The sequence below is a fragment of the Vibrio hippocampi genome (genome assembly GCF_921292975.1).
Taxonomy (GTDB): domain Bacteria; phylum Pseudomonadota; class Gammaproteobacteria; order Enterobacterales; family Vibrionaceae; genus Vibrio; species Vibrio hippocampi.
Map to the genome: position 1 here is coordinate 935,070 of NZ_CAKLCM010000002.1, position 24,988 is coordinate 960,057.

Below are 24,988 nucleotides of genomic sequence, written 5' to 3' on the forward strand. Positions count from 1 at the left end.
TTGAGTGTGTTTGTTGCCCTTTTGAACAATACGGTGAAATGGGCATTTGGGCGCGGGTTTGATATGCTGCTGGGTCTAATCATCACGTTGAACCACGATATAGCCGCATGACCTCATTACCGATCGATTCCATACAGCAACAATTTCAATCTGCCCTGAAAACTGATCATTTAATCGTCGAAGCAGAAACTGGATCCGGTAAATCGACTCGTTTACCACTTTGGGCAATGGAGAGCGGTCGCGTTTTGGTGATTGAACCGCGCCGTATTGCGTGTACTTCGTTAGCGAGTCATTTAGCTCAGACCCTGAATGAACAAGAGGGAGAAACCATAGGCTATGCGATTAAGCTTGCCAGTTGCTTCACCGAGCGGACGAAAGTGGTATTCGCAACACCGGGTGTGGCGCTGCGTTGGTTTGAACAGGATAGGTTAGCGCAATTTAGCACCATTATAGTCGATGAATTTCATGAAAGGCGCTGGGACACGGACCTGTTAGTCGCTATGTTGAAACATCATCAAAAGCATAGAGTGGTGATCACTTCTGCCACCATTGAGGGAGAAAAGCTCGCCCGTTACTTTGATGCTAAACGCTTGACTGCTCAAGGACGCAATTATGAGGTCACCATTGAGTATGCGGCAAAAGATAGCTCGCATCTTCCTGACGCACGACATCTTGATACGCGTATTGCCGAGCAAGTGCTGGAGCAACTAGATAAACAGCAAGGCGATATCTTGGTGTTTGTTCCCGGACGAAAAGAGATCCAGCAGGCGATGCAAATCCTACGAGCTAAGCTCGACCATGTTCTAGTGGTGCCTCTCCACGCCAGCGTCACTGATGCAGAACGAAATCTTGCGCTATCACAACAGTCACAGCAAAAAATTGTCCTTGCCACCAATGTGGCTGAAACGTCTTTGACTATTCCCAATATTAGTTTGGTGATTGACTCGGGTTTAGAGCGCAGAAACCAGCAACGAAATGGTCGCACCACCTTAATGCTCAGCCATATTTCTCAAAGTAGTGCCAAACAACGAGCGGGTCGGGCAGGGCGTGTGATGCATGGACGATGCATTCGCTTGTACGGTCAACACGCGGCATTAATTAAAACGACACCGCCGGAGTTGCAGCGTGAGGCGCTGACTGAGCCGATGTTGGCAGCAGCAAGTTGTCACTATTCATTGCCTCAATTAAGGTTTCTTGATCCGTTACCGCAGAAGACCTTGGATAGCGCCAATAAGCAGTTACTGGATCTTGGAGCACTCGATGAACAAGGCGTTATTACTGAGCATGGTCGGCGACTTGCGCCACTTCCCGTCGATATTCTGTATGCAGATTTAGTCAACAAGATGGCAAGCAAAGCCACTCAGGAGGCGTGTATCGATCTGGTCGCCGCGCTCAGTGTTGCTGGGCGGTTATACCAAGTATCAAATAACGAACAGCAACGTGAACAACTGGCGAAACAAGAGCCGTTTGGTTGTGATGTGCAATTGCTCATTAGCTTGGTTCGGGGGCGAGAGTTTACTGGCGTGACTCTTGATAAGGAACGATGTCTTGAAGCGCAAGGATTGTCGGAACAGATGCGAGAATTGTATCAACTACCGCGCCTTGAAGTCGCCTCTCGTTATCAAAGAGAGGCATTGATTGAACAGATCGTATTAGCGAACGCCACGCTGCTGTTTGTTCGACGTGAAAAGCGTCAAGATGCGATGTCCAACGGTCAGATAGAAGCCTTGCTCCCAAGGGAGACGCGTATTCCTGCTGATTTTGAAGCCGCCTTGGTGTTAGATACTCATAGCCTACCGGGACGCGGAGTAAAACAGACGCTAACCCTGGCGACTGTGATGATGCCAGTATCGTTTAAGCAAGTTGCTGCATTAAATCTGGGACAATGGCAGGCAGATGGACTGCTTGATACCGAGCATGGCATGGTGTCTCAAGAAAAACTGGTTTATGCCGGGCGCACCATTGCCACTCGGCAGGGCGAACTGGCAACAGAGCATATCTGTGGTGTGATAGCAGACCAGATATGTGCAGGAGAGCGCTATCCTGAACTGGCGCAAGCCATGTATCAAAAACAGTATCATTGGCAGCTTTATCAAACACTATCCTCTCCGTCGTTTCAAATGCAAGATATCGATCTAAAGGCTTGGTTTGAGAAGCAACTGAACGATCTTGGGGTGACACAGTGGGATGATCTTGAGTTGATTGAAGCCGAAGATTTTAGTTTTGAGGGGATTCCGGATTGGGAATATGACGACTTTGCTCAGCGTTTCCCGCTTAAAGTGATCCTGAGCGGACTGACGTTATCGGTGGAGTATTTAGCTAAAGCAAAACTGGTGAAATTGACTTATGAGTCGGGCGCTCGAAAAGAGGACCCTAAACGGAAAGAGTTGCCGGTCTGGTCGGGGTGGCGAATTAAGTATCAAAAAGCCAGTCGAGTGATCGATATAAAGTGAAAAATATCAGTAGATAACAGAGTGAGTCATTGGTTATTTTCCAGTAATACTATGCAGCAAATTGGTTTCTTTGATGTTGCAAAAAAAGCATTTTTATACACGTCTTGGAGTTAATCTCTGTAATAAAGATTATTTTTTTATATCCTATTGCGCTATGCAACATCATCACTAATAGTAACGGTCGGTGTTCTCTAATCTGGAGTGATTATGTGCAACAAAGACAGTGTGGAAGTGGAATTTGACTATACCAGTTTCTTAGGAGCGTCCTGCAGTAAAAAATGGACTTTTCTCGAGTTGTTTTCTGCAATCGCACCGAGTTTTGGCTTCAAGTCAAATCAATATAATGAAGATACATTGAATACCCACGATAGACTTTTTGACCAAGCGTTTACTTCGTTAGCTTGTGGTCATAGCGATGAGGAAAATTTGGTCGAGTTAATGAAGTTAGCTCGTCAATATCAGGTGAATGCGCTAAAGATCGCGATGCCTTACGCGCTTGAACAGGGGCAAATTGCGTCGATTGAGCAGCGAGCGTTAGTCAACATTTCGCCCATGGTAGGTAATGATGACCTTGTTGTATCTATCTTGCCTATGATGTAACTGACGTTAGTGGGGGAGTATTAACAACTAGCGTGGAAAGCATGACTTTAATTGTCACCTTTTGAGAGATATTGCCGAGTAACAACAACTGGGTTTTATCGCTACTTTTGTATTTGTTAGTGTTTTGCTTGTTGGCTTAACCATGCTAGGTAAAAAAAGCTAAATAAACAAAGAGAGGATTTAATCCTCTCTTTGTCGTTTTTAATGCCGCAATTTAAGTTAGTTAATCTTGAATAAGATCGTATTGGCTTCTTAAAATATCGATGATTTCTTGCTTAGGATCGTCACTCAGTACTATTTTCTGACCAGTGATTTTCTCGGCAATACCGACATAAGTGTCAGAAACATCCATTAATGCTTTAAGCGGTAGCGCATTATCTTTCGCAAGGGCTTCGCGTTCAGGCATGCGTTCTTTGTTGAGCAAGATGTCGGGATCAGGGAAGTAATTCAGTAGGAACTGACGGAAACCTTCTTTGGAGTTTTCAACAATGTCACCGTCTTGATAAGCTTGTGTATCCCAAATACGCGATGAATCCGGTGTACCTACCTCATCCATATAGATCAGCTTTTCATTGCCACTTGCGTCAGTGACATAGCCAAATTCAAACTTGGTATCAACAAAGGTTTGCTCAATATTTTCGAGCGCATTACTGATCAGTGAGAAACCTTCTTTAAGCAGCTGTTCATAGCGGTCAATATCTTGTGCTTGGGTAAAGTTGAACGCTTGATAATTATCGCTAATATTGCTGCGGGTAATATTCACATCGTCCGCTTCTGGCACGTCAGGAATACCACGTAAAATGCCCTTTGTAGATGGGGTGATAAGCACATCATCAAGTTTGCTATCTTTTGCCAAGCCTTCTGGTAGTGTGATACCGCAGAACTCGCGTTCGCCTTTCTCATAAGCTCGCCACATAGAGCCAGTAATGTATTGGCGGCAGATCGCCTCGATCATCACTGGGCGCGCTTTTTGTACAATCCAAACAAATGGGTGGGGAATATCTAGAATATGGCTGTCTGCAAGACCTTGTTGTTTAAACAGGCTGAACCAGTGATTTGAGATAGCATTCAGTGCTGCGCCTTTTCCAGGTACACCTTTAATTCCGCCCTCACCATGCCAAATGCAGTCAAAGGCAGAGATGCGGTCGCTGATCACCATAATGGCGAGTGGTGCATCTTCAGCAACGTCGTAACCTTTCTGTTTGATTAGGCGACGGCTATCTTCTTCAGTTAACCAATAGACGGATCGTACTTTTCCGCTATGTACCGGCTTGTCGGTGCGAATGGGAAGATCGTCGTTAACAGCAAGAACTTGGTTAGCAAGGCTCATGTAGACATTCCTATCTATAGTTGGTGTCGAAATATACGACAAAGGACAAAAAGCATAATCGCTCGTTTACATGCCACGCATAATACCAGAACTATTATTCGCTGCCAGAGAAATAGCAAACGTTTGCGCAATTTGTGTTAATTCGGGGGCGGGAGTGATTAAAATTCACCCTATGAATAGGCTAGGGTGAATTAGGACAGCAAAATTAGCAGGGTAACAGCCAGCAATACGGGTGGTGCGTCTAACGCTCGTTCGACGATTTACGGGTGACAATCATACCGTCAATTTGAAAATAGAGCTGTAGCCGATCTGAACGTCGCGACAGTTTAACAACAAGTTAGTGCAGGCGGTGCGCGCTATTGAGATAGATAAGTTCACAGTCAAATTCAATCGCTAAGGTATGAAGGCGCGCCTGTTCTGAGGTAGAGAAAGTGCCATTAGCAATCACAGCACAAGCATTGCCAGAGCGAATCGCTTTCTCAACCACTTGGAATTGATTCAATGTGTGGGATGGTTTCATTTGAACCATATTTTGACCTAATGCATGGAAGCGGCTGACTTGTGCCATAGTAGGACGAGGACACTCAGCAGTCATTAATACCCACTGTTTTTTGCTAATCAATTGGTTCACTTTACAAAGGATATCATCGTTCAATAGTGAGGCTTGGCGAGCAGTAGCGCTTACCGTGTTTGATGCTTGCTTGTAACCGGTGTAAATGTTTTGAGAATGCATGATTTGCTGTCCTTATATACATACTGTATGAATATACAGTATTGTTGTTTTGCGGATAAATCAAGCAATTTTTACCAAAAATGGTTATTTTTTTGTCGGCAGGATTTAGGGGAAGGTCGCTAGGTTATAGAAATTAGGCGCTAGGGCGGGAGGTTGGGCTGTGGAATCTTTAGGAGTGTAGAAACAAAAACGCCTCTTTAGCAGAGGCGTTTTTGTTTTTAACTGGCTTGGAGAAGCGTTTCGGCGTGCTTGGCTCTAATTGCCAGCTCTTCGAGATTAAATTGTCGAACATCAAGAGTAGCGATGTCGTTGCATTCTTGGCATGAATGGTTGCATTTGCCGTCGACATATTCGTGCTTGGTGACCATACTCGGTTTCTTACACCAATCACAAACACCCGCTATAGAAAAAGTACGCATGGTTATCCTCGTTAGTAGAATTGCTTTAGTATTGTCGCGCTGCATTATTACATAGTCGTGCTAACTCGGTGACGATAACGTTTCAATCCGTGTCATTTACTCAAGCGTGATCACAGTATTTGTATGATTAATTAGAAAGGTCAATAATTTCAATAAGTAAAATAAATACTATCACTGATCCGCTACGCTTTACGGTTTTGCTTGATTCGATTAAGAATGACATCCAGAGCAAGGTTTAACTGCTTCATTTCTTCTTCACTGCCTTGCGCATCAGGATGGTATACGCGGGAAAGTTTTTTATATCGCTGTTTCAAATGACGAATCGTGAGGTTCTGTCTATCAGCAAAGTCGAAACCAAATCGCGCGTAGGCGAGTTGCAGTTGTGCGTCAGGAGAGGTGGGTTGGTCATTGGCAACGTTTTGGTAACGTTCGCTTATGATCTTGATATGCTTTGTCAGTTGTTTGATTTTCTGCTGTTGAAGTTCTATTTGCTGTCTTAATTGTTGGGTCGATTGTTCACTTGCGCTGGTGCGCTGTCTACGGCGAAATTCTCGAGTGATGAATAGCGCCGACAGTATTCCTATCAACAATAAGTACATTAAGTGCAACCAAGGGAAAGGCGCGTTGCTTTTTATTGGAGTGGCATCAATGACTTCGAGTGGCGCGCTTAGGGTCTGTTGCTCTTTTTGCTGCAAGGCATCAACTTGGCGCTTTTGACGGGCATTATATTGACGTTGCAGCGCTTGGTTGTAGGCGTCTTGGTATTGAGGGGAGTCTTCACTGGCTAAGTGATACCAAAGTACCGCTTGATCTTCTAATGGGATCTCAATATCAAATTGGCTGTAGAGATTACCTAACTTGGCGAAGGCAGCGTTTTGTCCCGTTACCGCTAATTGAGTATAAAGCAGTGCCGCCTTGCTGGGATTTCGCTTGGTCCCTGTGCCGAGTTCCAATGCCTGAGCATAGTTAAAGCGAGCCGCCTGATGTCCGTTGTCACTGGCGATGCGGTACCACTTGGTGGCTTCTACCAAGTTTTTATTAACGCCTTCACCGGTTTCATAAGCTAAGCCCAATTGATATTGGGCTTGAGGGTCGTTGCTTGCTGCGAGTTGTTCAAGTTGGGCGACGGATGGTGCGGCTATGCAGCTCCATGAAGCGGTGAGCACAAGTAGCCCAGAGAGATTAATTCGCGTTAGATGTCGATACATAGATGACCGGTTTCACTCCTTGAACTGTCCGATTCGTCGTGGCTATTTCAACATCTTCGGTGCTTGAGCACCATCAATTGGGCGATTAACTGAGACAGTGCGACCTTTTTTTAATCCAACTTCGTAGTCGGCGGTAATATTCTTCATCGCCTCTTTGAGCTGTTGCTTAAAAGTTTCGCGATCAATGTTTTTAAACTCTTTGTCGATGTAATTGTTGATCTTATTGGCAGACTCATCATCTGGTGTTATCACGGGAAGTTTTTCGAGCGCGCCCTCAATCCAACCAGAAACGAATGAATTGACGCGCCTTGTGACTTCAGTGGTCGACTTCCCTGAGCCTGCAAAGCTGTTGCGGAATTGACCCGTTTGTTCATTCATCTCGCGATAAATAATATCAAACGCAAACGCAGCAAAAATGGCACGGTCAGCTTCACCAATATACTCAACGCGCTTTAGTCCTTTGTGATTTAACAACACTGCCTCGACACCAAACTTGGTATTGATGCCGCGAATAATGCGCAACAAGGTTGAACTAATGCTCGTCGGCAAGAGGTGAGTCGATTGGGTTTTACCCATCTTAATGAATTCGATGTCGTCTTTATCAAGACCATACTTGAGCATCAAGCGATGAGCCATTTTAATGGCGTTTGCAGCTTCGTTAACGTTAGCTGAATTACCAAGTTCTAAACACTTAGCAATTTTTTTAAGGGCTTTTTGCTTATCCACCGACAAAATTAAATCTCTACCGCAAAAGAAAAGGCAGCTATTTTAACGATTTTTACTAAAAAGTTAAAGTCGCAGCGGCGTCGTAAACGAAAAGAGGGCGCCTATTCGGCACCCTCTTGGTCACTATTGGTAAGGATTTGAGTTAGATACCCAACTCATCCAATAAGTCTTGATTGTCATCCTCTTTTGAACTCAGCATCTCACGCTCTTGTTTCGCTGCGCGTTGCTGTTCGATGATGTCATCAGGTGTTTCTTCTGGTTGAACTTCAAATTCTTCCATTTGAATAAATTCGGTTTTGTCCATAGCAAACTCAAGGTAAAAGATGTTGTTACCCTCAGTAGAGAAAGTTACCCGTCTTGCTTGTGGACGCTCTAAGTTAGTATCAACCGAGAGTACAACCTGCTTATTGATGGACATCATTTTAGGTTGGTTTTGAGTGATGTTTGTTTGTAGTTCTTTACGTACCTTACTAGTAAAGTCACCAACAAGTTGGTTCATTAGTTCGCCTAATACGTTACCAACATCATCCGCATTGTGGTGAATAGCCAGCTCTTCTTTTGGCATACCCATGCTGATCATGTAGTTGTGATACAGTTCAAGCGCGGCTTGAGAGGTGAAGTTAATAACGACCAGCCCAGAGAAACCGCCATCAAACAACACGAAGCAGCCGAAGTCAGGCTTAAGTGTTGTTTTAGGGATCTTTTGAACCATAGCTGAATAGGTCACTTTAGACTGAGAAGCTGAAGTAAGGACCGAAGAGACGGATTGACACAGCTTTAGAAGAATGTCTTCGGTGGTAACGACTTTAGTTTTTTTCATGATGTACCGCAAAGTTGTTTTTGTTTTTCTGTTGCCGAGTGTGTCATGAAGTGACCCGCTTGAAAAGTGGCGAACAGTCTCTTGCAATGTGAGTTTAAGATTTGATCACATTTTATTTGTTGTATAGCGGCAAGATGAGTAAAATCCGTAGGCCCGTTAAATAAAAAAAATCATATCCAATCAGTTAACGGGTTAATTTTTAGCCATAGACTCCTTAAGCTGAGCGGATCAGCGTAATTTGGGAGAGCAGGAAGCGAGATGTTACCAAGATTAGACATTCAAACGGACATTGATCCAACCTTAGTTGTATTCCTCCAACAACTAGAAGCAAAAGGCTTTAGCGGTGATATTGAAACGCACTACTCAAGCCGTTTGGCTGTTGCAACGGACAACAGCGTATATCAGCAGTTACCTCAAGCGGTGGTTTTACCCAAATCAACCCAAGATATTGCCCTGATCAATCAGTTATCAAACCAAGAGCAATTCCTCTCCATTACGTTTTCACCACGCGGTGGCGGTACGGGAACCAATGGCCAAGCATTGACACAGGGTGTTGTCGTTGATCTTTCTCGATATATGAATCAAGTGCTAGAGATTAATGAGCAAGAGGGATGGGTTCGAGTACAAACCGGTATTGTTAAAGATGTGTTGAACGACGCAGTGCGTCCTTATGGATACTTTTTCTCTCCGGATCTGTCAACCAGCAACCGTGCGACTTTGGGCGGGATGATCAATACCGACGCGTCAGGGCAAGGCTCATTAAAGTACGGCAAAACGTCTGATCATGTATTGTCCATGCAAGCGGTGTTTGCCGATGGCAGTGTTTACGAAACCGATGGTTCGCAAGGCAACCCGCAAGCAGACAGTTTTGCCGATAAAGCTTTGAACATGGTGAGTCAGGTTTGTCGCCAACAACGCGCGGTGATTGAAGAAAAATTCCCGCCACTGAACCGTTTTCTTACCGGCTACGATTTAAAAAATGCCTACTTGCCTCAACAAGACGAGATAGATTTTGGTCGTATCCTTTGTGGCTCTGAAGGCTCATTAGCCTTTATTACCGAAGCCAAGCTAAACCTCACGCCTATCCCGAAAGTCCGTACTCTGATTAACGTCAAATACAACAGTTTTGATGCTGCACTACGCAACGCGCCTTTTATGGTTGAAGCGAATGCGTTGTCAGTGGAAACCATTGACTCAAAAGTTCTTGATCTGGCTAAGCAGGATATTGTTTGGCATACCGTCAGTGATTTGATTTGCGAGGTGCCGGGTAAGACATTATCAGGTATCAATGTGGTCGAGTATGCGGGTCAAGATGAAGCAGAAGTGGCTGAGGCGGTGCGCCAATTGACCGATCAGCTCGATCGTATGGTGACCACCGAAGAAGCGGGCATCATTGGTTATCAGGTCACTAGCGATCTGGCGAGCATTGGTAAAATCTATAATATGCGCAAGAAAGCGGTGGGTTTATTGGGCGCAGTGAAAGGCAGTGCCAAGCCAATCGCGTTTGCCGAAGATACCTGTGTTCCACCAGAAAATCTTGCCGACTTTATTGCCGAATTCCGAGTGTTACTCGACCAATACGGTTTGCACTATGGCATGTTTGGTCACGTTGACGCAGGTGTTTTGCACGTCAGACCGGCGCTAGATATGTGTGACCCGGAACAAGAAGCTTTAATGCATCAAATCTCCGATCAAGTCGTTGCGTTAGTCGCTAAATATGGCGGATTGATGTGGGGTGAACATGGCAAAGGTTTCCGCTCTGAATATGGTCCGGCGTTTTTCGGTGAAACCTTATTTAACGAGCTTCGACGTATTAAAGGGGCTTTCGACCCGCATAATAAACTCAATCCCGGTAAGATCTGTACGCCGCTAGAAAGTGATGCCCAACTGGTTAAAGTCACGGATGTAAAACGCGGCACCTATGACCGCCAGATCCCGATCCATGTCCGAGATAGTTTCTCTCAGGCGATGGAGTGTAATGGCAACGGCTTGTGCTTTAACTATGATACCAGTTCTCCAATGTGTCCTTCGATGAAAGTGACCGCCGATAGGCGTCATTCTCCAAAAGGGCGAGCAGGATTAGTGAGGGAGTGGCTGCGTCAACTTTCGGAGCAAGGCTACGATGTCGTTGAACTTGAATCGATGACCATGCAACAAAACAGTGTCAAAGGGTTGATCGAAAAATGGCGCAACACCTTTAACAAACGTCATCAATATGACTTCTCTCACGAAGTCTATGAAGCGATGAACGGCTGTTTAGCGTGTAAAGCGTGTGCAAGTCAGTGCCCAATTAAAGTCGATGTGCCGAGTTTTAGAGCGCGTTTTCTCAATCTTTACCATACTCGTTACCAACGACCGGTTAAGGATTACCTCGTTGCAAACATTGAGACGTTATTACCAGTAATGGCAGCAATGCCGACCACGGTTAACTTCGCTCTTAAGCAGAAGTGGATCCAAGGCTTAACCAAAAAGACTATCGGTTATGTCGATACGCCACTCATGTCTGTTCCAACATTGAAGCAGCGCATCAAACCACAAGCGATATTACAGTTTGATCTGGATGCTTTACGCCAAATTTCACCATCTGAGCGTGATCAATATGTGTGTATTGTGCAGGACCCATTTACCAGTTATTACGATGCTGAGGTCGTGGATGAGTTTGCTCAATTGGTGATTAAGCTTGGTAAAAAGCCAGTTTTATTGCCTTTTAAACCCAATGGTAAAGCGGCGCATATTAAAGGCTTCCTTAAACAGTTTGCTAAAAGCGCACAGAACACCGCTGATTTTCTTGAACAGGTCGCCGAACTCGGATTCCCGCTGGTTGGTGTCGATCCGGCGTTAGTGCTGTGTTATCGCGATGAATACGCCGAGATTTTAGCGGATAAGCGGGGTGATTTTGATGTGCTGACCGTTCATGAGTGGTTATTGCCCTTATTAACTGAGCAGCCTAAGCAAGAAGTTGTCGATGCCAATGACTGGTACTTATTTGCCCACTGTACTGAAAAGACCAAGTTGCCAAATGCAGAAAAAGAGTGGGGGGCTATATTTAGCCACTTTGGTGGAAGGCTCACCACAGTACCTGTTGGTTGCTGCGGTATGGCAGGTACATTTGGTCATGAAGCGGATAAGCTGCAAATGTCTAAAGACATTTACAATCTTAGTTGGCAGCCGAATCTGGATAAGCTACCAAAGGACCGCTGCTTGGTGACGGGATATTCATGTCGAAGTCAGGTGAAACGCTTTGAATCACACAAAGTCCGTCATCCATTACAAGCTTTATTAGACTTGATAAAGCTAAGTGCATAATTCGATGACCTCTTTCACTAGCCCCATCATACAGAGCGTTTGATGGGGCTAATTTTTGGTTAGTATGAGATAGGATATCCCAATGACAGGTTTGCATCTTAAGATCCCGCCACCGCTCGTCTTCGTTGTATTCTTGATCGCAATGTATTTGGCGGCGATGATCGACAATGGGTGGTGGTATCTTTATATCCCATTTAAATACGTCTGGGTGGCGATATTTGCTGTCACTGGTACTGTCTTCGGTGGAATGGCAACACTGGCATTCGTTCGTCATCGCACCTCGCTTGATCCGAGAGCAGTCACTAAAGCATCTTGTATCGTAACCACAGGGGTATTTTCTATAAGTCGAAACCCTATGTACCTTACGTTATTGTTTCTGTTATTGGCGTGGGGTGTTTGGTTAGAGGATGGGATCAGTCTATTGCTAACGACGTTATTTGTTCCCTATATCAATCGTTTTCAGATTGTTCCAGAGGAATTGGCATTAGCGGAGAAGTTTGGCAGTGAGTATCTTGACTACAAAGCAAAAGTCAGGCGTTGGATATAAACTAAGATAGCTAAGATAGCGAAAAGCAGATGGTTAGATAGTAAAAAAGATAGTAAAAATAGATAGCGAACAACTCACCCAAACGCACTCGGTGAGTTGTTAAATAGAGGGTTTATTGCGGGTTCAAACGAGTTGAGCGTAATTCGCTTTCAGTTGGTTGAATCGAGTCACAAGGTTATCAACCGAGGCTGTGTCATAAGGCTTAAGTCCACTGGTCACCAAGCGCTTAAAGCCTTTACCAACCATTTGACCATTCTCACTGAAAGCAAAGTTGAGCGTCACCACACCACGTTTCCCTTCCACATCAAAACTAGCGCCAACAAAGTCGATTTCAGGCTTTTGAACATCAAGAGTATCAAATTCAACCTGCATACATTCGTAGATCACCAATGGACGCTGGCAATTGATCATCACCTGCTTATCTTGCATCAAAGGCACCAAAATATGAGGGAAATTCATTCCGGAAAACTGCACATAGTTGGTCACGAGGTGCTGAATAAACTCGGGGTTATATGTGACATCGCCCTCACGAGTCATATGCAGGTATTCTTTACCGTTCCCATCGGTGAGGGAACTTTCTCTATCGCACTTTTCTACTATCGACAGCGGTATTCCGTCCGAGACCATACCAGAAAAATCGAAGCGCATTTTTTGGCTGATCCCTTCTTTTTGCAGCAATACTGCAAAGAGTAGATCGCCCGGTACACAAAAGCGCTTGTTGTCCTCGTCATGGATAGGATTGAAGTCACCAGCGACGCCTTTTGCGAAGTGACTGGCTTGCTGACGAGTGAATTTAAACTGATCGTTATTAGTAGAAACGTATGGATTTAGAAACATAATTTTCGACGAAGTGATAATAATTGTCAGCGATTATATCTGACAATTTATTTTTAATGGTCTATCCAGTCTAGCAGAGCTGTCAACACTTTGTAAAATTAAGGATTTTTGTAGGTAGCAGTAGGGAAGAGGGCAGGCATCACCACGTTCAGGATGATGCCTAGAGGCAATGTTGTGCTATTTTCCAAGCATTCGGCTTAGGGTTCCGTCTTTATCGACAAATTGATGTTTTAAAGCCGCAATGATATGCAAGGCAATAATCATCAATAACACATTGACTGTCGCATGGTGAATCGGTGCCGTGATATCTTGCAACCACTGAACTTTCTCTCCGCCATCGTATAGAACGAAACCAAACAGCTTGATCGAACGCCCGCCACCGATACTCATGAGCACGCCAGACAAAGGCATGGCGATGGTCGCTAGCAAAAGTAGGTGATGTACAGCAGTTGCGGATTTTCGCTGCCATTCTGCCATGCCGGGTATTGCAGGAACAGCGCCTTCCTTGATACGCCACGCCAATCGTAACGATGCCACAATCATGACTAATACACCGAGAGACTTGTGAAGATCGCGCAACTGATTTTTATCCGGTCCGCGCTCCATATCTCCTAAGTACCAACCTATAGCGAATGTAACCAAAAATAGAATGCCTGTTGCCCAGTGAAGCATGATGGTTCTCTTAGAGAGTGAAGCTGTGTGCATGTCATTGTCCTTTGTTGTGACTTGTATATTTCCAAGTTACTTCAGGTGCGAGGTAACTTGGGTATAAGCAACTGATGGAGTTTGTGTTATTAGGGTGCTTAGTTGAGCAGTAATGGTCAATTATCTCCGATTTAAATCCTCAGCGTCTATCCTAAATAGTGTAAAGCTGGGTAAAGTTCGGAAAATAAAAAGGAGTTAATTATGCAATTTTCGTTGTTTAAAGGTATGAAAACGTGGGGGTTGTTCGTCACTGTGTTTATGGTTGCGGCTTGTTCAGAACAAGCAGAAGACACTAACAAGCTCGATATGGCTAATCCGGCGGCGGTGTTTTGTGAAGAGCAAGGAGAATATGATTTGAAAACGGGGCAATGTAAATTGAAATCGGGTGAGGTTGTGGATGCGTGGGAGTTCTTTAGACAACACAATCAGTAATTAAAACTGGGGGGCGCCTGAGTTCCTATATTTAGGCGCCATTTTAGCGATGTTCCTGTTCACTTTCCCATTTCATTATACGAGTTCCCTGACGTGTGTTTATTCTGGTTAAAGCGTGCGTGTGGCTTCGAGTAACTCAAAACAATCCTTATTTGGCTTGCCAAGTTTTACTAACCCATCCCCCAGCATGTTCATCAAAATAGGTTCCACTGAATTCTTGTTTGTATTCAACCACCTTGTCCTTGCTTGGACTTTGACTAAGTAGTTGATTTATGTAGAGCGCCATAGGGTCTTGCATCTGCTCTCTCTGTTTACGTTCCGCGACTTCTTTGATGACTTGCATGCGGTACGCCTTGCTCATTTTCTTCATAAATGACCTCCATCTTTGTGATCGGCTTAACAACAATAGAGGTCAATCATAAGGTGGTCAAATAATGAACAGTGATTTATTAAAAATGTCATAGAAAGGTGGTAGGTAAAAAAAGGGATTAGGGGCTAGGAACTAGGAGCTAGGGGTAGAGCCTAAAACCTAAAACCTAAAACCTAAAACCTAAAACCTAGAACCTAAATCTAGAACCACTTAAGTTTGTGGTGGAGTTGGGTGACGCTGCCAACGACGATTAGAGCGGGGCTGATGGCTTGTTGGGCAAGGTTCGCTAGGTCAGATAGTGCACCTTGGAACACTCGCTGTTCACTTCTGGTGCCATTTTCAATAATGGCACAAGGTGTATTAGCGTCTAAACCATTAGCAATCAATTGCTCGGTGATATGACCACTCTGTTTTAATCCCATATAGAACACCAGCGTATTGTTTGGCTGGGCTAAAGATGACCATTCGATCTCGCGACCATCTTTTTGGACATGTCCGGTGATAAATTGAACGCTTTGGGCATGATCTCTGTGAGTAAGCGGAATACCAGCATAGGCAGTCGCGCCAGCTGCGGCAGTGATACCCGGAACGACTTCAAACGAAATACCTTGCTCAGCCAGCGTTTCCAACTCTTCGCCGCCACGTCCAAAGATAAACGAATCGCCTCCTTTAAGGCGCACTACATTTTTACCTTCTCGTGCTTTTTCAACCAGTATTTGGTTGATTTGGTCTTGCGGTACACAATGGTAGTCGAGCTTTTTACCCACATAGATCATCTCCGCTTGTTCACTAGCAAGGGCGAGGATCTGTTGGGATACCAATCGGTCGTAAACCACAACGTCGGCAGCTTGAATGACTCGATAGCCTTTGACCGTCAATAGGTCAGGGTCACCGGGACCGGCACCGACAAGTGATACAAAACCTTGTTGAGATGATGAAGTTAAGGCAGTCATACTATTACCTGTAGAAATTTGTATCTGTAGAAATTTGGATATACCGAAGTGACCTTAAAGTTTGTTTGATAAAAGTCACTTTAGTATATCGAAGAACACCGCGTATCCACTCGGGATAAGCGGTGTTCAGTAAACGTCACACTTACTGCTGAGCGATTACTTGCTGCTAAGAACAGGCTCGATATTCGTCAGTTGTTCTTGCTCGTCTTGTTGTACATCTAAAGCAGGCGCAGTACGTGCATGAGTCAGATATAGAGGTACACAAGTAAATAGCAGACCACCAACAAGGTTGCCCAGAATAGTTGGGATAAGGTTAAAGTTCAACCAAGTTGCAATGCCAAAGTCGGCACCTAACATCATACCCAGTGGGAATAGGAACATGTTGACCACTGTGTGCTCAAAGACCAAAGCAAAGAAGATAAAGATAGGTAGCCACATCGCGGTAATTTTGCCAGCGACAGAACGCGCGGTCATGTTACCAACAACGCCCAAACATACCATCAAGTTACAGAAAATGCCGCGAACGAAGCAGGTGATCCAACCATCAGCGCCTAAGTTCTCAAAGCCAACGGTACGTGCTGTCGATACGGCAATAAACTTCTTCGCGACCGCGTTTGGTTCAATCGAGAAGTTCATGGTGAGTGATACCGCAATGAGGTAAGCAACAATTAAAGAACCGATTAAGTTACCCAGACCAACCCAGCCCCAGCAGCGCAGAATGCGACCCCATGTAACACCCGGGCGGTTAGCGAATTTTGCTAGAGGCGCTAGACCAAATACACCAGTAACAAGGTCGTAGCCCATCAAACTTAGGATACAAAAGCCGACAGGGAACACCAGTGCGCCGACGATACCGATGCCAGTTTGCGTAATCGTGGTAATCGCAACCACAACCGCTAGCGATAGGATAATGCCCGCCATCGTGCCTCGTAAAATAAGATCACGGGTCGAAGTGCAAAGCTTAGCCTCGCCCGTGTCTATCATGGTTTGAACAAATTCTACAGGTTTTAAATAAGACATAAGGTGTCTCCAAAAATAATAAAAATTAAAAAAAAGATAAAATCAAATAGTGATAGGGGCTCATTGAGCGAGCAATCAACCCCTATAGGCTATTGAATTTCAGCAAACGAATTGAATCTCAGTAAACGATTTAATTAGGCTGAAATCTGAACACTGCCGTCAACGACTCGTGCTTGATAGGCTTTAACGCTAAAACGTTCATCTTCCATACAAACACCGCTAGTTAGATTGAAGCGCTGCTTTTTAAGCGGGCTTGCAACCCAAAGTTGGTCATCGTGCTGGCAAATAAGACCGCGTGACAACACATTGGCTTGAAAGAAAGGGTCGGTATTGCTGATAGCAAAGACTTCCTCAGCTTGTGTTGGTCTAAATACCGCGACTTGCTGCCCGTCAATCAAGGCGCAGACTCCTGTTCCTGGAATGATACTGGTGATATCGCAGATTTTTTCAAATGCCATGATTACTTCTCCAATGCAACATGCAAGATGTCGCCTTTCGCTTCAGGGTGCTTCTCAGTGAATGTCGCTGGGCGGTGTTGGTCACGCTCGGTAACGAAAACCACATTGTCATCGCGTTGATCACTGTTAATAAAGTGAGCGAAGCGAGTCAATTGAGCTTCATCTTCGATGGTATTTTTCCATTCACAGCTATAGCTACCCACGAGTTGTTGAACATCAGATTCTAGCTGTTCATTAATGCCTAGCTTGTTGTCAACGATGACTTCACGCAGGTAGTCAACGCCGCCTTCCATATTTTCTAGCCAAACTGAGGTACGTTGCAGTGGCGCAGCGGTGCGAATGTAGAACATCATAAAGCGGTCGATGTACTGGATAAGAGTGGCTTCATCGAGGTCTGACGCAAGTAAATCTGCGTGGCGCGGTTTCATACCACCGTTACCGCACACGTACATGTTCCAACCGGCATCCGTTGCAATGATGCCAAGGTCTTTACCTTGTGCTTCGGCACATTCACGAGTACAACCAGACACACCAAACTTCATCTTATGCGGAGTGCGTATGCCCTTATAACGATTCTCGATTCGTGAACCTAAGCCCACAGAATCTTGAACGCCATAACGACACCAAGTCGAACCGACACAGGTTTTCGCCATACGCAGAGCTTTCGCATAGGCTTGACCGGTTTCATAACCCGCTTCGATCAATTTTTTCCAGATCGCTGGAAGGTCATCTTTTTGCGCGCCAAATAGACCGATACGTTGAGCACCCGTCACCTTGGTGTAAAGATTGTATTCAGCCGCCACTTCCGCCAGCACTTTAAGCGCTTGCGGTGTCACTTCACCGCCCGCCATTCGAGGAATAACTGAGTAGGTTCCGTCTTTTTGGATGTTGCCTAAGAAGTTATCGTTGGTGTCGTGCAGTTTAACCAGTTCAGGTTTAAGGATGTGTTCGCCCCAGCAAGACGCAAGGATAGAACCGACCGCGGGTTTACACACTTCACAGCCATAGCCTGAACCATATTTTTCTAATAATTCATCGAAGCTCTTGATCGCTTCAATGCGAATTAGGTGGAACAACTCTTGACGTGAATAGGCAAAGTGTTCGCAGATATCGTTTTTAACTTCAATACCGGATTTAGCAAGTTCAGCATTCAGTACCGATGTGACCAGTGGAATACAACCGCCACAACCCGTACCTGCGCCAGTGACTGCCTTTATATCACCAATCGTGTGGTGACCATCGGCAACGGCTTGAGCAATTTTGCCTTTTGTCACATCAAAGCAAGAGCAGATAACCGCCGATTCTGGCAGAGAATCAGCACCGAGCGTCGGCTTCTCAGCACCAGCATGTGCCGGTAGAATTAAAGCATCTGGGTGCTCTGGTAGCTCGATTTCATTCAGCATCAGTTGCAGCAAATCACCGTAATCTGAAGTGTCGCCAACCATCACCGCACCGAGCAGTTTTTTGTTGTCTTCAGAAACGATCAAACGCTTGTAAACTTCCAGTTCTTCATTTTGATAAACATAGCTTTTACAACCAGGCGTGCGACCATTTGCGTCACCAATAGAGCCGACTTTGACACCGAGAAGTTTAAGCTTGGCAGACATATCTGCGCCTTCAAACTTGCTGTCGTGACCGATCAGGTGATCAACGGCAACCGTCGCCATCTTGTAGCCTGGTGCAACAAGTCCGTAGAACATTTCATTCCAAGAAGCACATTCACCGATAGCATAAATGTCTGCATCAGAAGTTTGGCAGTAGTCATTGATGGCAATACCACCACGTGGTGCAATATCGAGTTTCATTGCGCGTGCTAGCTTGTCCTGAGGGCGAATCCCCGCCGAGAAAACGATGAAGTCTGTTTCTAGTTCGGTGCCGTCAGCAAAACGCATTACATTACGTGCAGTCGTTCCTTCTGGCACGATTTCCAGCGTGTTTTTGCTGGTGTGAACGTTGACGCCCATGCTTTCAATTTTTTGACGAAGTTGGTTACCACCCGCTTGGTCAAGCTGTTCAGCCATTAGCTTTGGTGCAAATTCAACAACATGAGTTTGCACCCCTAATGCTTTAAGCGCGCCAGCTGCCTCAAGACCTAGCAGACCACCACCGATGACAACACCTGACTTACTCTTCTTAGCCGTTGCTTCAATCGCTTTCAAATCTTCGATAGTGCGGTAGACAAAGCAGTCTTTACCTTCGTTACCTTTGATCGGCGGAACAAACGGGTAAGAACCCGTCGCAAGGACCAGCTTGTCGTATGTGATTTCGCGACCGGTGCTAGAGTAAACAATCTTGTTTTCTCGATTAATGTTGATAGCACGCTCACCAATTAATACATTGATCGCATGCTTTTGATAGAAGCCTTCTTTAACGAGAGAGAGTTCGTCAGCAGTATGGTGAGAGAAGTAAGAGGAGAGGTGGACTCGGTCATAGGCGACGCGCGGTTCTTCGCAAAAGACAGTGATATCAAATTGCTCGGCATGACCTTTATCAACCAGATCTTCAAGGTAACGGTGTCCTACCATACCGTTCCCTATAACGACCAGCTTTATCTTGCTCATATTTATACCCAAGTAGTAGTTCTTTAAATCTGAGCGCATTGTTATAGGTGTGAGACTTTTCGGACATGATGTAAATCAATTACGGAATTAAACTACCCTAAAGGGGTAGGAATGAGCAATATTTATCATTTTATAATACAAATACCGAATTTTAGACTCGGAAATAGCGAGTTGGTGGTGCTTTTTTGCCATGTTGCTGAAAGTAAAACTGAAAGTGTTACAGTTTTCTCGCTCAGCGCAGATCAGCGATATCACCGCCCTAATTAACCCAAAAACAGCCAGATCCCGACCCCGCACATCAGTGAACCTGCGATACGATTCATGGTTTTGACGTTGTTGGCATTCCCTAAAGCGCGCTTTAATCCTTTACCGCCAGTGGCGTATATGGTCATGCAGACAAACTCGCTCAACAAAATAATACTGACCATAACGCTGACTTGCAGTGTCATTGGCTGTGATTGATCAATAAATGGTGGCAATAACGAGATCATAAACGCCCAACCTTTAGGATTGGCAATGGCCGTTACAAAACCTTGTATCACCAAATCCCAATCTCGCTGATCAATATCATCTTGTGTTTGCTGACTGATGGCTAATTTGCCCTTGGAGCGCCACATCTGAATACCAAGATAGAATAGATAACTTGCGCCAACGATTTTAAACAGGGTAAACACCACAGGGTATTTCAACATAATGGCGGCAACACCCAGTAGCGCCGCGAGGGAGACGAGTGCGACGCCAATTAATTCTCCCAGCATCATCCATAATGTTCGTTTATAACCGATACTCATTCCCATGGTAAGAGCCAAAGTCATGCACATGCCGGGGGTAATGGAAACAAAAAAGAAAGTAGGGATAAATAGAGTAAGGGTGGTCCAATCCATTGAAAGACTCACAGAAATAATGATTTGAAATAGAGTGTCACAATTAACATAGATGGTGAGCAATGAAAACCTAAGTGTTCAATTTTAATGGTTAAAGTTGAACACTCGCTGTCGTCTAAGAGGCAAGGCTAACTTTGCAAGCACTGTATTGGTGCAATTGATATTTATAATGGTGCATATGCACTTAATTTGTGCGGGTAAGTGTTATCGTCATTGCAATCTAAACCTTAGTATTAATAAGACTTAGCGATGAAATAGAGCGCTATTATCGACTTAGGAATAAAAATTGCAGTAAATTCAGCCGGCTAGAAGCTAGTGACCAAATAAAAATAATTATGATTAATAAGGATGTTACATGAACCTCACCTCTGATGAACGCCGTTGGCTACCCTGGTTTGGGGCAACCGGAAAACTGGCGATGCGCAAGGCGTGCTTTTTTAACCGCAATCGAACCACTGAATTAGAGCAGACTTTTGAAAGTATCGCTCAGACCCGAGTGAAATTATTGACCACTTGGGCTGAAAACCAGTGGCGATTTTTAGATGATGCGGCGTTTTATCTCTCTTCCAAACCCGAGAACGAATATACCGATGCGTTATCGCTACTGAATGAACGCGGGCGCGACTTCTCAGAACTGTTTATGGTGTCACCCGATGGTGAGGTCGCTTATTCAAGCTACCTAAGCCACGTTGGAATGAAAGACTGTTCGGTTAAAGCAATGGATCTAGGTCGTAAACGACCTCTTTTACACGGACCTTATGTTGATAAACTCACACTGGATATAGGACCTTCTTCCTCTAAGTTCCATGATGCGGTGACATTGATGTTCTATCAACCCGTCATCCTTAATAATAATGAACAGTGGGTATTGTGCGGTAGGGTGCCGAATGACGTTATTGGCGACTTAATCCAGCGTGAGGCAGGGCATATATACAGTGAGTCAGGTGATAATTACCTGTTTATGGTTAAGCCCGAATTTGACCCAACGATTCAACAGGGCGTTGCGTTATCTCGCTCTCGCTTTGAAGACAATACCTTCTCTCATGGTGAAAACCTCAAGCAGGGTATCTCTACCGACTATGGCACGGTGCGTATCCATAATCACACCGAATTTGAAGTGATGTTTAATGACCCTGCAACCAATGCGTTGCACCCCGGCGTCAGAGAAACCATAAAAAATGGCAGCAACATTTATGTCGAATATCCGGGTTACTCGGATTACCGTCATATTCCTGTGATTGGTAAAGGGGTGACATTTAAGTTGCCCGGCTCGCTCGATACTTGGGGCATGATGTGTGAATCTGATCTTGAAGAGGTGCATCGTCACCGTTCACTGTCTCAAGTATTAACGTCGCGTTTTGCTTTGAGTGCCGTGATATTAACCAGTTTGCCCGTGGTGCTGCAAAGTGTCTTGAATTGGTCGCCCATCGCCTGCGCGGCAACGGCACTTTTATTCGTGCTGTTTATGACATGGACATTTAAACAATTTACCGCAAAGCCTATCGCTAACAACCTGACGCAAATGACACGCGTGATGAAAGTGCTGGCAGAGGGCGATGGCAACCTGAAGCAACGTTTAGATGAATCTAAGTTTAAATCGGATGAAACGGGCGATTTGGGTCGATGGACTAACAGCTTTATCGATAACTTGGAAACGGTGGTTTCTGAACTGGTGTATGCGAGTCGCGAGGTAAACAAAGTGTCTGAGTCAATGTTCCGTTGTTCGCAGAGACTGACCAGTTCTAGTGACTCGACGGCGCAGTCGATTGCGCAACTGACGGACCTTTCTGAGAAGCAAGGGATAGAAATTCAGTCGGCAAACGATAATGCCCGCGAGATGCATGTGTTGATGACGGAATCGGTTGATCAAGCACAGAGTGAATACGAAAAGGCGAGCAATAACGCGGAATCTATTAAACAGATTGTTCAATCCTCTGCAGTCAGTGTCAATGATGTGAACAGTGAAATGCAGAAAATAGGTGACATCGTCACGTTAATCACTGAAATCACCGCGCAAACCAACTTACTGGCGCTCAATGCAGCGATTGAAGCCGCACGAGCGGGTGAGCATGGGCGAGGTTTCTCCGTTGTTGCCGATGAAGTCAGAGTGTTGGCAGACCGAACCGCAACAGCAGCGCAAGACATTGGTCAGTTAATGAGCCAATTAAGAGTGCAATCAGAAAAAGCGGTGAACACCATGCAAGAGGGCATTGCTAACGTAGAAAATAATACACATGTTATCGATTCACAACATAAAAATGATCGCTTGCAAGGCTCGGTCAATCTGCTGTTTGAAGCGATTACAGATTTAGCTCAGATGAGTAAAAGCAACTCGGTGACAGCAGAACAGGCGGCGGGTTCTACCCAGACGTTACAATTTCAATCCAAGCAATTGGCGCGACGTACTTCTCTGATGCAGAATGCGATTACCCGCCTTGACCAACTAGTCGGGCGGTTTGAAGTCTAATCCCTAGGCGGAACGCTAGCCACTCAAGCTTTAGTCTTGAGTGGCTATCACTGACCATAAATGGCTATCACTTCTTATAAATGGCGATGACTCTGTTACTCTTAAGATATGGTCAATTAAGAGAATATCCCTTTGCCAATGTCTCACCATCAAGCAGCTGTACTTATTCAACGTACCTTTGAGCGTTTAGAGTCTCATTACGGGTTGTATCAATGGTGGCCAGAAACCGATCCGTACCAAGTCATCTTGGGCGCGATCTTGGTTCAAAACACTAATTGGCGAAATGCTGAAAAAGCCCTCGAAACCTTGGGTCACGATGCCAACCCCCTTTATATTGAACGGATTGATATCAATACTCTAGCGCAAGCTATTCGTTCCAGCGGTTACTACAACCAAAAAGCGAAGAAGCTCAAAGCGGTGACTCAGTGGTTTGCCAATTATCAATATCAAATTGAGCGTGTGCGTGACCAATCATTTACGCATTTAAGGAATGAGCTACTGACGATAAAAGGCGTAGGCGGTGAGACAGCCGATGTGATTTTGACTTACGCCATAGGCAAACCGTCATTTGTTATTGATGCCTATGCGCGGAGGTTGTTGTCTCGGGTGGGACTGGATGTACCGAAAAGCTATGAGGCGTTTCGCTCCCTTATGCAAAGTGCGCTGCAAGGAAATGAAGTGAAGTATGGCTACTATCATGGTGTGATTGTCGATCATGGGCAACAGTTCTGCCGTAAAACCCCAGAGTGCAGCGACTGCCCACTGTCACATTTTTGCCGGAAAGTGGGCGTTTAAACAACTTGAACGATTTACTGCGGTTGTGCCGCTAATTTCGCTTCAAGTTGTTGCAGTGAGTAGCGGTAGGTAAACCATGCGCTGGTTCCAGCAAGAATATTACCGACTAAAGCCCCAATAAACAGTCCTTCAATGCCGCCAAATTGTGAGCCTAGCCATAAGCAAGGTAAGAAGAATAAAAACAGCCGAAGTGTCGAAATAACCAGCGCTGTTTTCGCCTTACCTAAAGCGTTTGAAATCGACACCATCAGCATACACACACCAAGAGGTCCTAAACTGAACGGCACGATCCACAGGTGATAATTAAGGATGCTCGACACGTTCACTTCACTGGCCATCAAACCTGACAGCGGTGTGGCAAATATCATGGTTGCGATGGCGACCAGTGTTTGGAAGCCAAGGATGTAAACCACGGCAATGTTGACCAGTTTCTTGATGTCGTTGATATTTTTGGCACCAAGGAGTTTACCAACCATCGGTGGCATCGACATGGTTAATGCTAGTACGGTTACGATGGCAAAAAATTCATAGCGAGACCCTAGCGCCCAAGCTGCCACGGCAGCGGTGCCAAACGTTGCTAATAGTTTGGTCGCGAGCATGGATGAGAGCGGAGGAAGCAGTTGACTCACCATCGCCGGTGCCATCACTTTCCACAACGCGTTTATGCTGGCAGCGACATCCAAATCCGCCCAATCGAATGATGCCCACTGTTTCGAGACCACTTTGGGCGCGACGACGACAATCCCTAAAGCGAAGGCAATAATCGTCGCGATGGCGGCACCATTGATTCCTAAGTCGAAAGTAAAAATAAACAATGGATCGAGGATTAGGTTAATGATGCTGGTGACCACCATCATCATTCCCGGTAAGACGGTATTACCGTTGGCACGACAGACACTGTAATAAAAATAGAGAACCGCACCGACCCAAGAGCTCAATAGCCAATAAGGCCAGTAACTATCAATAACCGGGTAAACGGATTCCGGTGCGCTAAGCAGCAGTAAAATGGGATGGCGGATTAACCAGATTAAGACGCTGATGACCGCAATACCAATGCTACCAAACAGCAAAATCAATCCCCCGAGTTGTTTGGCGTATCGATCTTGTTGCGACCCTAAAGCGCGAGATATGATAGCCGTGGTGGCGATACCTAAACCCACTTGTAGACCAATAATCACCATTTGCATCGGCAAGGTAAAACCCTGCGCCGCCAGCGGAAGTACACCAAGTTGACCGATAAAGGCACTGTCGACTAATTGAAAGCTCATAAGTGACATCACGCCCAATACCATGGGGAGTGTCATATTAAATAACTGTCTTGCTAAAGATGGCTTGTTTTTATTCACTAGGAACTCATTTGATGG

General features: G+C 45.2%; 22 protein-coding genes. 7 read left to right on the forward strand and 15 right to left on the reverse strand.

What is annotated here, in order from left to right:
• Positions 1–107 precede the first annotated feature (107 nt).
• Positions 108–2,453 (forward strand): helicase-related protein, encoded by a 2,346-nt coding sequence (locus L9Q39_RS06645; protein WP_237484313.1) that lies wholly within the window; start codon positions 108–110, stop codon positions 2,451–2,453.
• Between the two features lie 207 nt (positions 2,454–2,660).
• Entirely contained in the window at positions 2,661–3,053 is a 393-nt protein-coding gene (locus L9Q39_RS06650; RefSeq protein ID WP_237484314.1) for a transporter, read from the forward strand.
• Between the two features lie 223 nt (positions 3,054–3,276).
• On the opposite strand, the gene L9Q39_RS06655 is transcribed toward L9Q39_RS06650, so the two are convergent.
• The 6 genes from L9Q39_RS06655 to L9Q39_RS06680 all read right to left on the reverse strand — a co-directional run bounded on the left by L9Q39_RS06655 (position 3,277) and on the right by L9Q39_RS06680 (position 8,289).
• Positions 3,277–4,383 (reverse strand): phosphoribosylaminoimidazolesuccinocarboxamide synthase, encoded by a 1,107-nt coding sequence (locus L9Q39_RS06655; RefSeq protein WP_237484315.1) that lies wholly within the window; start codon positions 4,381–4,383, stop codon positions 3,277–3,279.
• Between the two features lie 337 nt (positions 4,384–4,720).
• Positions 4,721–5,116 carry a hypothetical protein gene (locus L9Q39_RS06660; RefSeq protein WP_237484316.1) on the reverse strand — a complete coding sequence of 132 codons (396 nt, stop codon included), beginning with the start codon at positions 5,114–5,116 and terminating at the stop codon, positions 4,721–4,723.
• Positions 5,117–5,334: 218 nt separating this feature from the next.
• On the reverse strand, positions 5,335–5,535 hold the full coding sequence (locus L9Q39_RS06665; RefSeq protein WP_237484317.1) for a hypothetical protein: 201 nt from the start codon (positions 5,533–5,535) through the stop codon (positions 5,335–5,337).
• Between the two features lie 182 nt (positions 5,536–5,717).
• Positions 5,718–6,743, reverse strand: coding sequence for a tetratricopeptide repeat protein (locus L9Q39_RS06670; protein ID WP_237484318.1), 1,026 nt, complete (start codon positions 6,741–6,743; stop codon positions 5,718–5,720).
• Between the two features lie 42 nt (positions 6,744–6,785).
• Positions 6,786–7,469, reverse strand: a complete 684-nt coding sequence (locus tag L9Q39_RS06675) for a DUF2786 domain-containing protein (RefSeq protein ID WP_237484319.1) — start codon at positions 7,467–7,469, stop codon at positions 6,786–6,788.
• A gap of 142 nt (positions 7,470–7,611) precedes the next feature.
• The gene (locus L9Q39_RS06680; protein ID WP_237484320.1) at positions 7,612–8,289 is read right to left on the reverse strand and encodes a DUF3334 family protein; all 678 of its coding nucleotides are present in this window, start codon (positions 8,287–8,289) and stop codon (positions 7,612–7,614) included.
• A 258-nt stretch (positions 8,290–8,547) separates the two neighbouring features.
• Between L9Q39_RS06680 and ydiJ the strand changes: the two genes are divergently transcribed.
• Positions 8,548–11,595, forward strand: coding sequence for a D-2-hydroxyglutarate dehydrogenase YdiJ (gene ydiJ / locus L9Q39_RS06685; RefSeq protein ID WP_237484321.1), 3,048 nt, complete (start codon positions 8,548–8,550; stop codon positions 11,593–11,595).
• Positions 11,596–11,677: 82 nt separating this feature from the next.
• The gene (locus tag L9Q39_RS06690; protein ID WP_237484322.1) at positions 11,678–12,142 is read left to right on the forward strand and encodes a methyltransferase family protein; all 465 of its coding nucleotides are present in this window, start codon (positions 11,678–11,680) and stop codon (positions 12,140–12,142) included.
• A gap of 123 nt (positions 12,143–12,265) precedes the next feature.
• On the opposite strand, the gene L9Q39_RS06695 is transcribed toward L9Q39_RS06690, so the two are convergent.
• Both L9Q39_RS06695 and L9Q39_RS06700 read right to left on the reverse strand, forming a co-directional pair.
• Positions 12,266–12,979 carry a DUF3581 domain-containing protein gene (locus L9Q39_RS06695; RefSeq protein ID WP_237484323.1) on the reverse strand — a complete coding sequence of 238 codons (714 nt, stop codon included), beginning with the start codon at positions 12,977–12,979 and terminating at the stop codon, positions 12,266–12,268.
• Between the two features lie 177 nt (positions 12,980–13,156).
• The gene (locus L9Q39_RS06700) at positions 13,157–13,684 is read right to left on the reverse strand and encodes a cytochrome b (RefSeq protein ID WP_237484324.1); all 528 of its coding nucleotides are present in this window, start codon (positions 13,682–13,684) and stop codon (positions 13,157–13,159) included.
• A 201-nt stretch (positions 13,685–13,885) separates the two neighbouring features.
• On the opposite strand from L9Q39_RS06700, the gene L9Q39_RS06705 reads away from it, so the two are divergent.
• Complete coding sequence (locus L9Q39_RS06705; RefSeq protein ID WP_237484325.1) at positions 13,886–14,116, forward strand: putative hemolysin; 231 nt, start codon at positions 13,886–13,888, stop codon at positions 14,114–14,116.
• Positions 14,117–14,264: 148 nt separating this feature from the next.
• Here L9Q39_RS06705 and L9Q39_RS06710 read toward each other — a convergent pair whose 3' ends face one another.
• The 6 genes from L9Q39_RS06710 to L9Q39_RS06735 all read right to left on the reverse strand — a co-directional run bounded on the left by L9Q39_RS06710 (position 14,265) and on the right by L9Q39_RS06735 (position 20,362).
• On the reverse strand, positions 14,265–14,486 hold the full coding sequence (locus L9Q39_RS06710) for a hypothetical protein (RefSeq protein WP_237484326.1): 222 nt from the start codon (positions 14,484–14,486) through the stop codon (positions 14,265–14,267).
• 200 nt (positions 14,487–14,686) lie between these two features.
• Positions 14,687–15,439, reverse strand: coding sequence for a uroporphyrinogen-III C-methyltransferase (gene cobA, locus L9Q39_RS06715; protein ID WP_237484327.1), 753 nt, complete (start codon positions 15,437–15,439; stop codon positions 14,687–14,689).
• 156 nt (positions 15,440–15,595) lie between these two features.
• Complete coding sequence (locus tag L9Q39_RS06720) at positions 15,596–16,459, reverse strand: formate/nitrite transporter family protein (RefSeq protein ID WP_237484328.1); 864 nt, start codon at positions 16,457–16,459, stop codon at positions 15,596–15,598.
• 134 nt (positions 16,460–16,593) lie between these two features.
• Entirely contained in the window at positions 16,594–16,917 is a 324-nt protein-coding gene (nirD, locus tag L9Q39_RS06725; protein ID WP_237484329.1) for a nitrite reductase small subunit NirD, read from the reverse strand.
• A gap of 2 nt (positions 16,918–16,919) precedes the next feature.
• A complete protein-coding gene (gene nirB, locus L9Q39_RS06730) occupies positions 16,920–19,478 on the reverse strand; it encodes a nitrite reductase large subunit NirB (RefSeq protein WP_237484330.1) in 2,559 nt (852 codons plus the stop codon).
• A gap of 263 nt (positions 19,479–19,741) precedes the next feature.
• Entirely contained in the window at positions 19,742–20,362 is a 621-nt protein-coding gene (locus L9Q39_RS06735) for a LysE family translocator (protein ID WP_237484331.1), read from the reverse strand.
• A gap of 355 nt (positions 20,363–20,717) precedes the next feature.
• Here L9Q39_RS06735 and L9Q39_RS06740 point away from each other — a divergent pair, with 355 nt between their 5' ends.
• Complete coding sequence (locus tag L9Q39_RS06740; RefSeq protein WP_237484332.1) at positions 20,718–22,829, forward strand: methyl-accepting chemotaxis protein; 2,112 nt, start codon at positions 20,718–20,720, stop codon at positions 22,827–22,829.
• Positions 22,830–22,961: 132 nt separating this feature from the next.
• Positions 22,962–23,624: an endonuclease III domain-containing protein gene (locus tag L9Q39_RS06745; protein WP_435532813.1), complete on the forward strand. Its 663-nt coding sequence runs from the start codon at positions 22,962–22,964 to the stop codon at positions 23,622–23,624.
• A 14-nt stretch (positions 23,625–23,638) separates the two neighbouring features.
• Here the strand turns inward: L9Q39_RS06745 and L9Q39_RS06750 are convergent, their stop codons facing one another.
• On the reverse strand, positions 23,639–24,928 hold the full coding sequence (locus L9Q39_RS06750; protein ID WP_237485521.1) for an MATE family efflux transporter: 1,290 nt from the start codon (positions 24,926–24,928) through the stop codon (positions 23,639–23,641).
• Between the last annotated feature and the right edge of the window lie 60 nt (positions 24,929–24,988).

Excerpts from the sequence above, each read along its gene's own strand:
- L9Q39_RS06665 (WP_237484317.1), bottom strand. The coding sequence starts at position 5,535 with ATGCGTACTTTTTCTATAGCGGGTGTTTGTGATTGGTGTAAGAAACCG.
- L9Q39_RS06735 (WP_237484331.1), bottom strand. The coding sequence starts at position 20,362 with ATGGATTGGACCACCCTTACTCTATTTATCCCTACTTTCTTTTTTGTT.
- L9Q39_RS06680 (WP_237484320.1), bottom strand. The coding sequence starts at position 8,289 with ATGAAAAAAACTAAAGTCGTTACCACCGAAGACATTCTTCTAAAGCTG.
- L9Q39_RS06720 (WP_237484328.1), bottom strand. The coding sequence starts at position 16,459 with ATGTCTTATTTAAAACCTGTAGAATTTGTTCAAACCATGATAGACACG.
- L9Q39_RS06740 (WP_237484332.1), top strand. The coding sequence starts at position 20,718 with ATGAACCTCACCTCTGATGAACGCCGTTGGCTACCCTGGTTTGGGGCA.
- nirB (WP_237484330.1), bottom strand. The coding sequence starts at position 19,478 with ATGAGCAAGATAAAGCTGGTCGTTATAGGGAACGGTATGGTAGGACAC.
- L9Q39_RS06670 (WP_237484318.1), bottom strand. The coding sequence starts at position 6,743 with ATGTATCGACATCTAACGCGAATTAATCTCTCTGGGCTACTTGTGCTC.
- L9Q39_RS06750 (WP_237485521.1), bottom strand. The coding sequence starts at position 24,928 with ATGACACTCCCCATGGTATTGGGCGTGATGTCACTTATGAGCTTTCAA.
- cobA (WP_237484327.1), bottom strand. The coding sequence starts at position 15,439 with ATGACTGCCTTAACTTCATCATCTCAACAAGGTTTTGTATCACTTGTC.
- L9Q39_RS06650 (WP_237484314.1), top strand. The coding sequence starts at position 2,661 with ATGTGCAACAAAGACAGTGTGGAAGTGGAATTTGACTATACCAGTTTC.
- L9Q39_RS06690 (WP_237484322.1), top strand. The coding sequence starts at position 11,678 with ATGACAGGTTTGCATCTTAAGATCCCGCCACCGCTCGTCTTCGTTGTA.
- L9Q39_RS06700 (WP_237484324.1), bottom strand. The coding sequence starts at position 13,684 with ATGCACACAGCTTCACTCTCTAAGAGAACCATCATGCTTCACTGGGCA.
- nirD (WP_237484329.1), bottom strand. The coding sequence starts at position 16,917 with ATGGCATTTGAAAAAATCTGCGATATCACCAGTATCATTCCAGGAACA.
- ydiJ (WP_237484321.1), top strand. The coding sequence starts at position 8,548 with ATGTTACCAAGATTAGACATTCAAACGGACATTGATCCAACCTTAGTT.
- L9Q39_RS06660 (WP_237484316.1), bottom strand. The coding sequence starts at position 5,116 with ATGCATTCTCAAAACATTTACACCGGTTACAAGCAAGCATCAAACACG.
- L9Q39_RS06695 (WP_237484323.1), bottom strand. The coding sequence starts at position 12,979 with ATGTTTCTAAATCCATACGTTTCTACTAATAACGATCAGTTTAAATTC.
- L9Q39_RS06710 (WP_237484326.1), bottom strand. The coding sequence starts at position 14,486 with ATGAAGAAAATGAGCAAGGCGTACCGCATGCAAGTCATCAAAGAAGTC.
- L9Q39_RS06645 (WP_237484313.1), top strand. The coding sequence starts at position 108 with ATGACCTCATTACCGATCGATTCCATACAGCAACAATTTCAATCTGCC.
- L9Q39_RS06655 (WP_237484315.1), bottom strand. The coding sequence starts at position 4,383 with ATGAGCCTTGCTAACCAAGTTCTTGCTGTTAACGACGATCTTCCCATT.
- L9Q39_RS06705 (WP_237484325.1), top strand. The coding sequence starts at position 13,886 with ATGCAATTTTCGTTGTTTAAAGGTATGAAAACGTGGGGGTTGTTCGTC.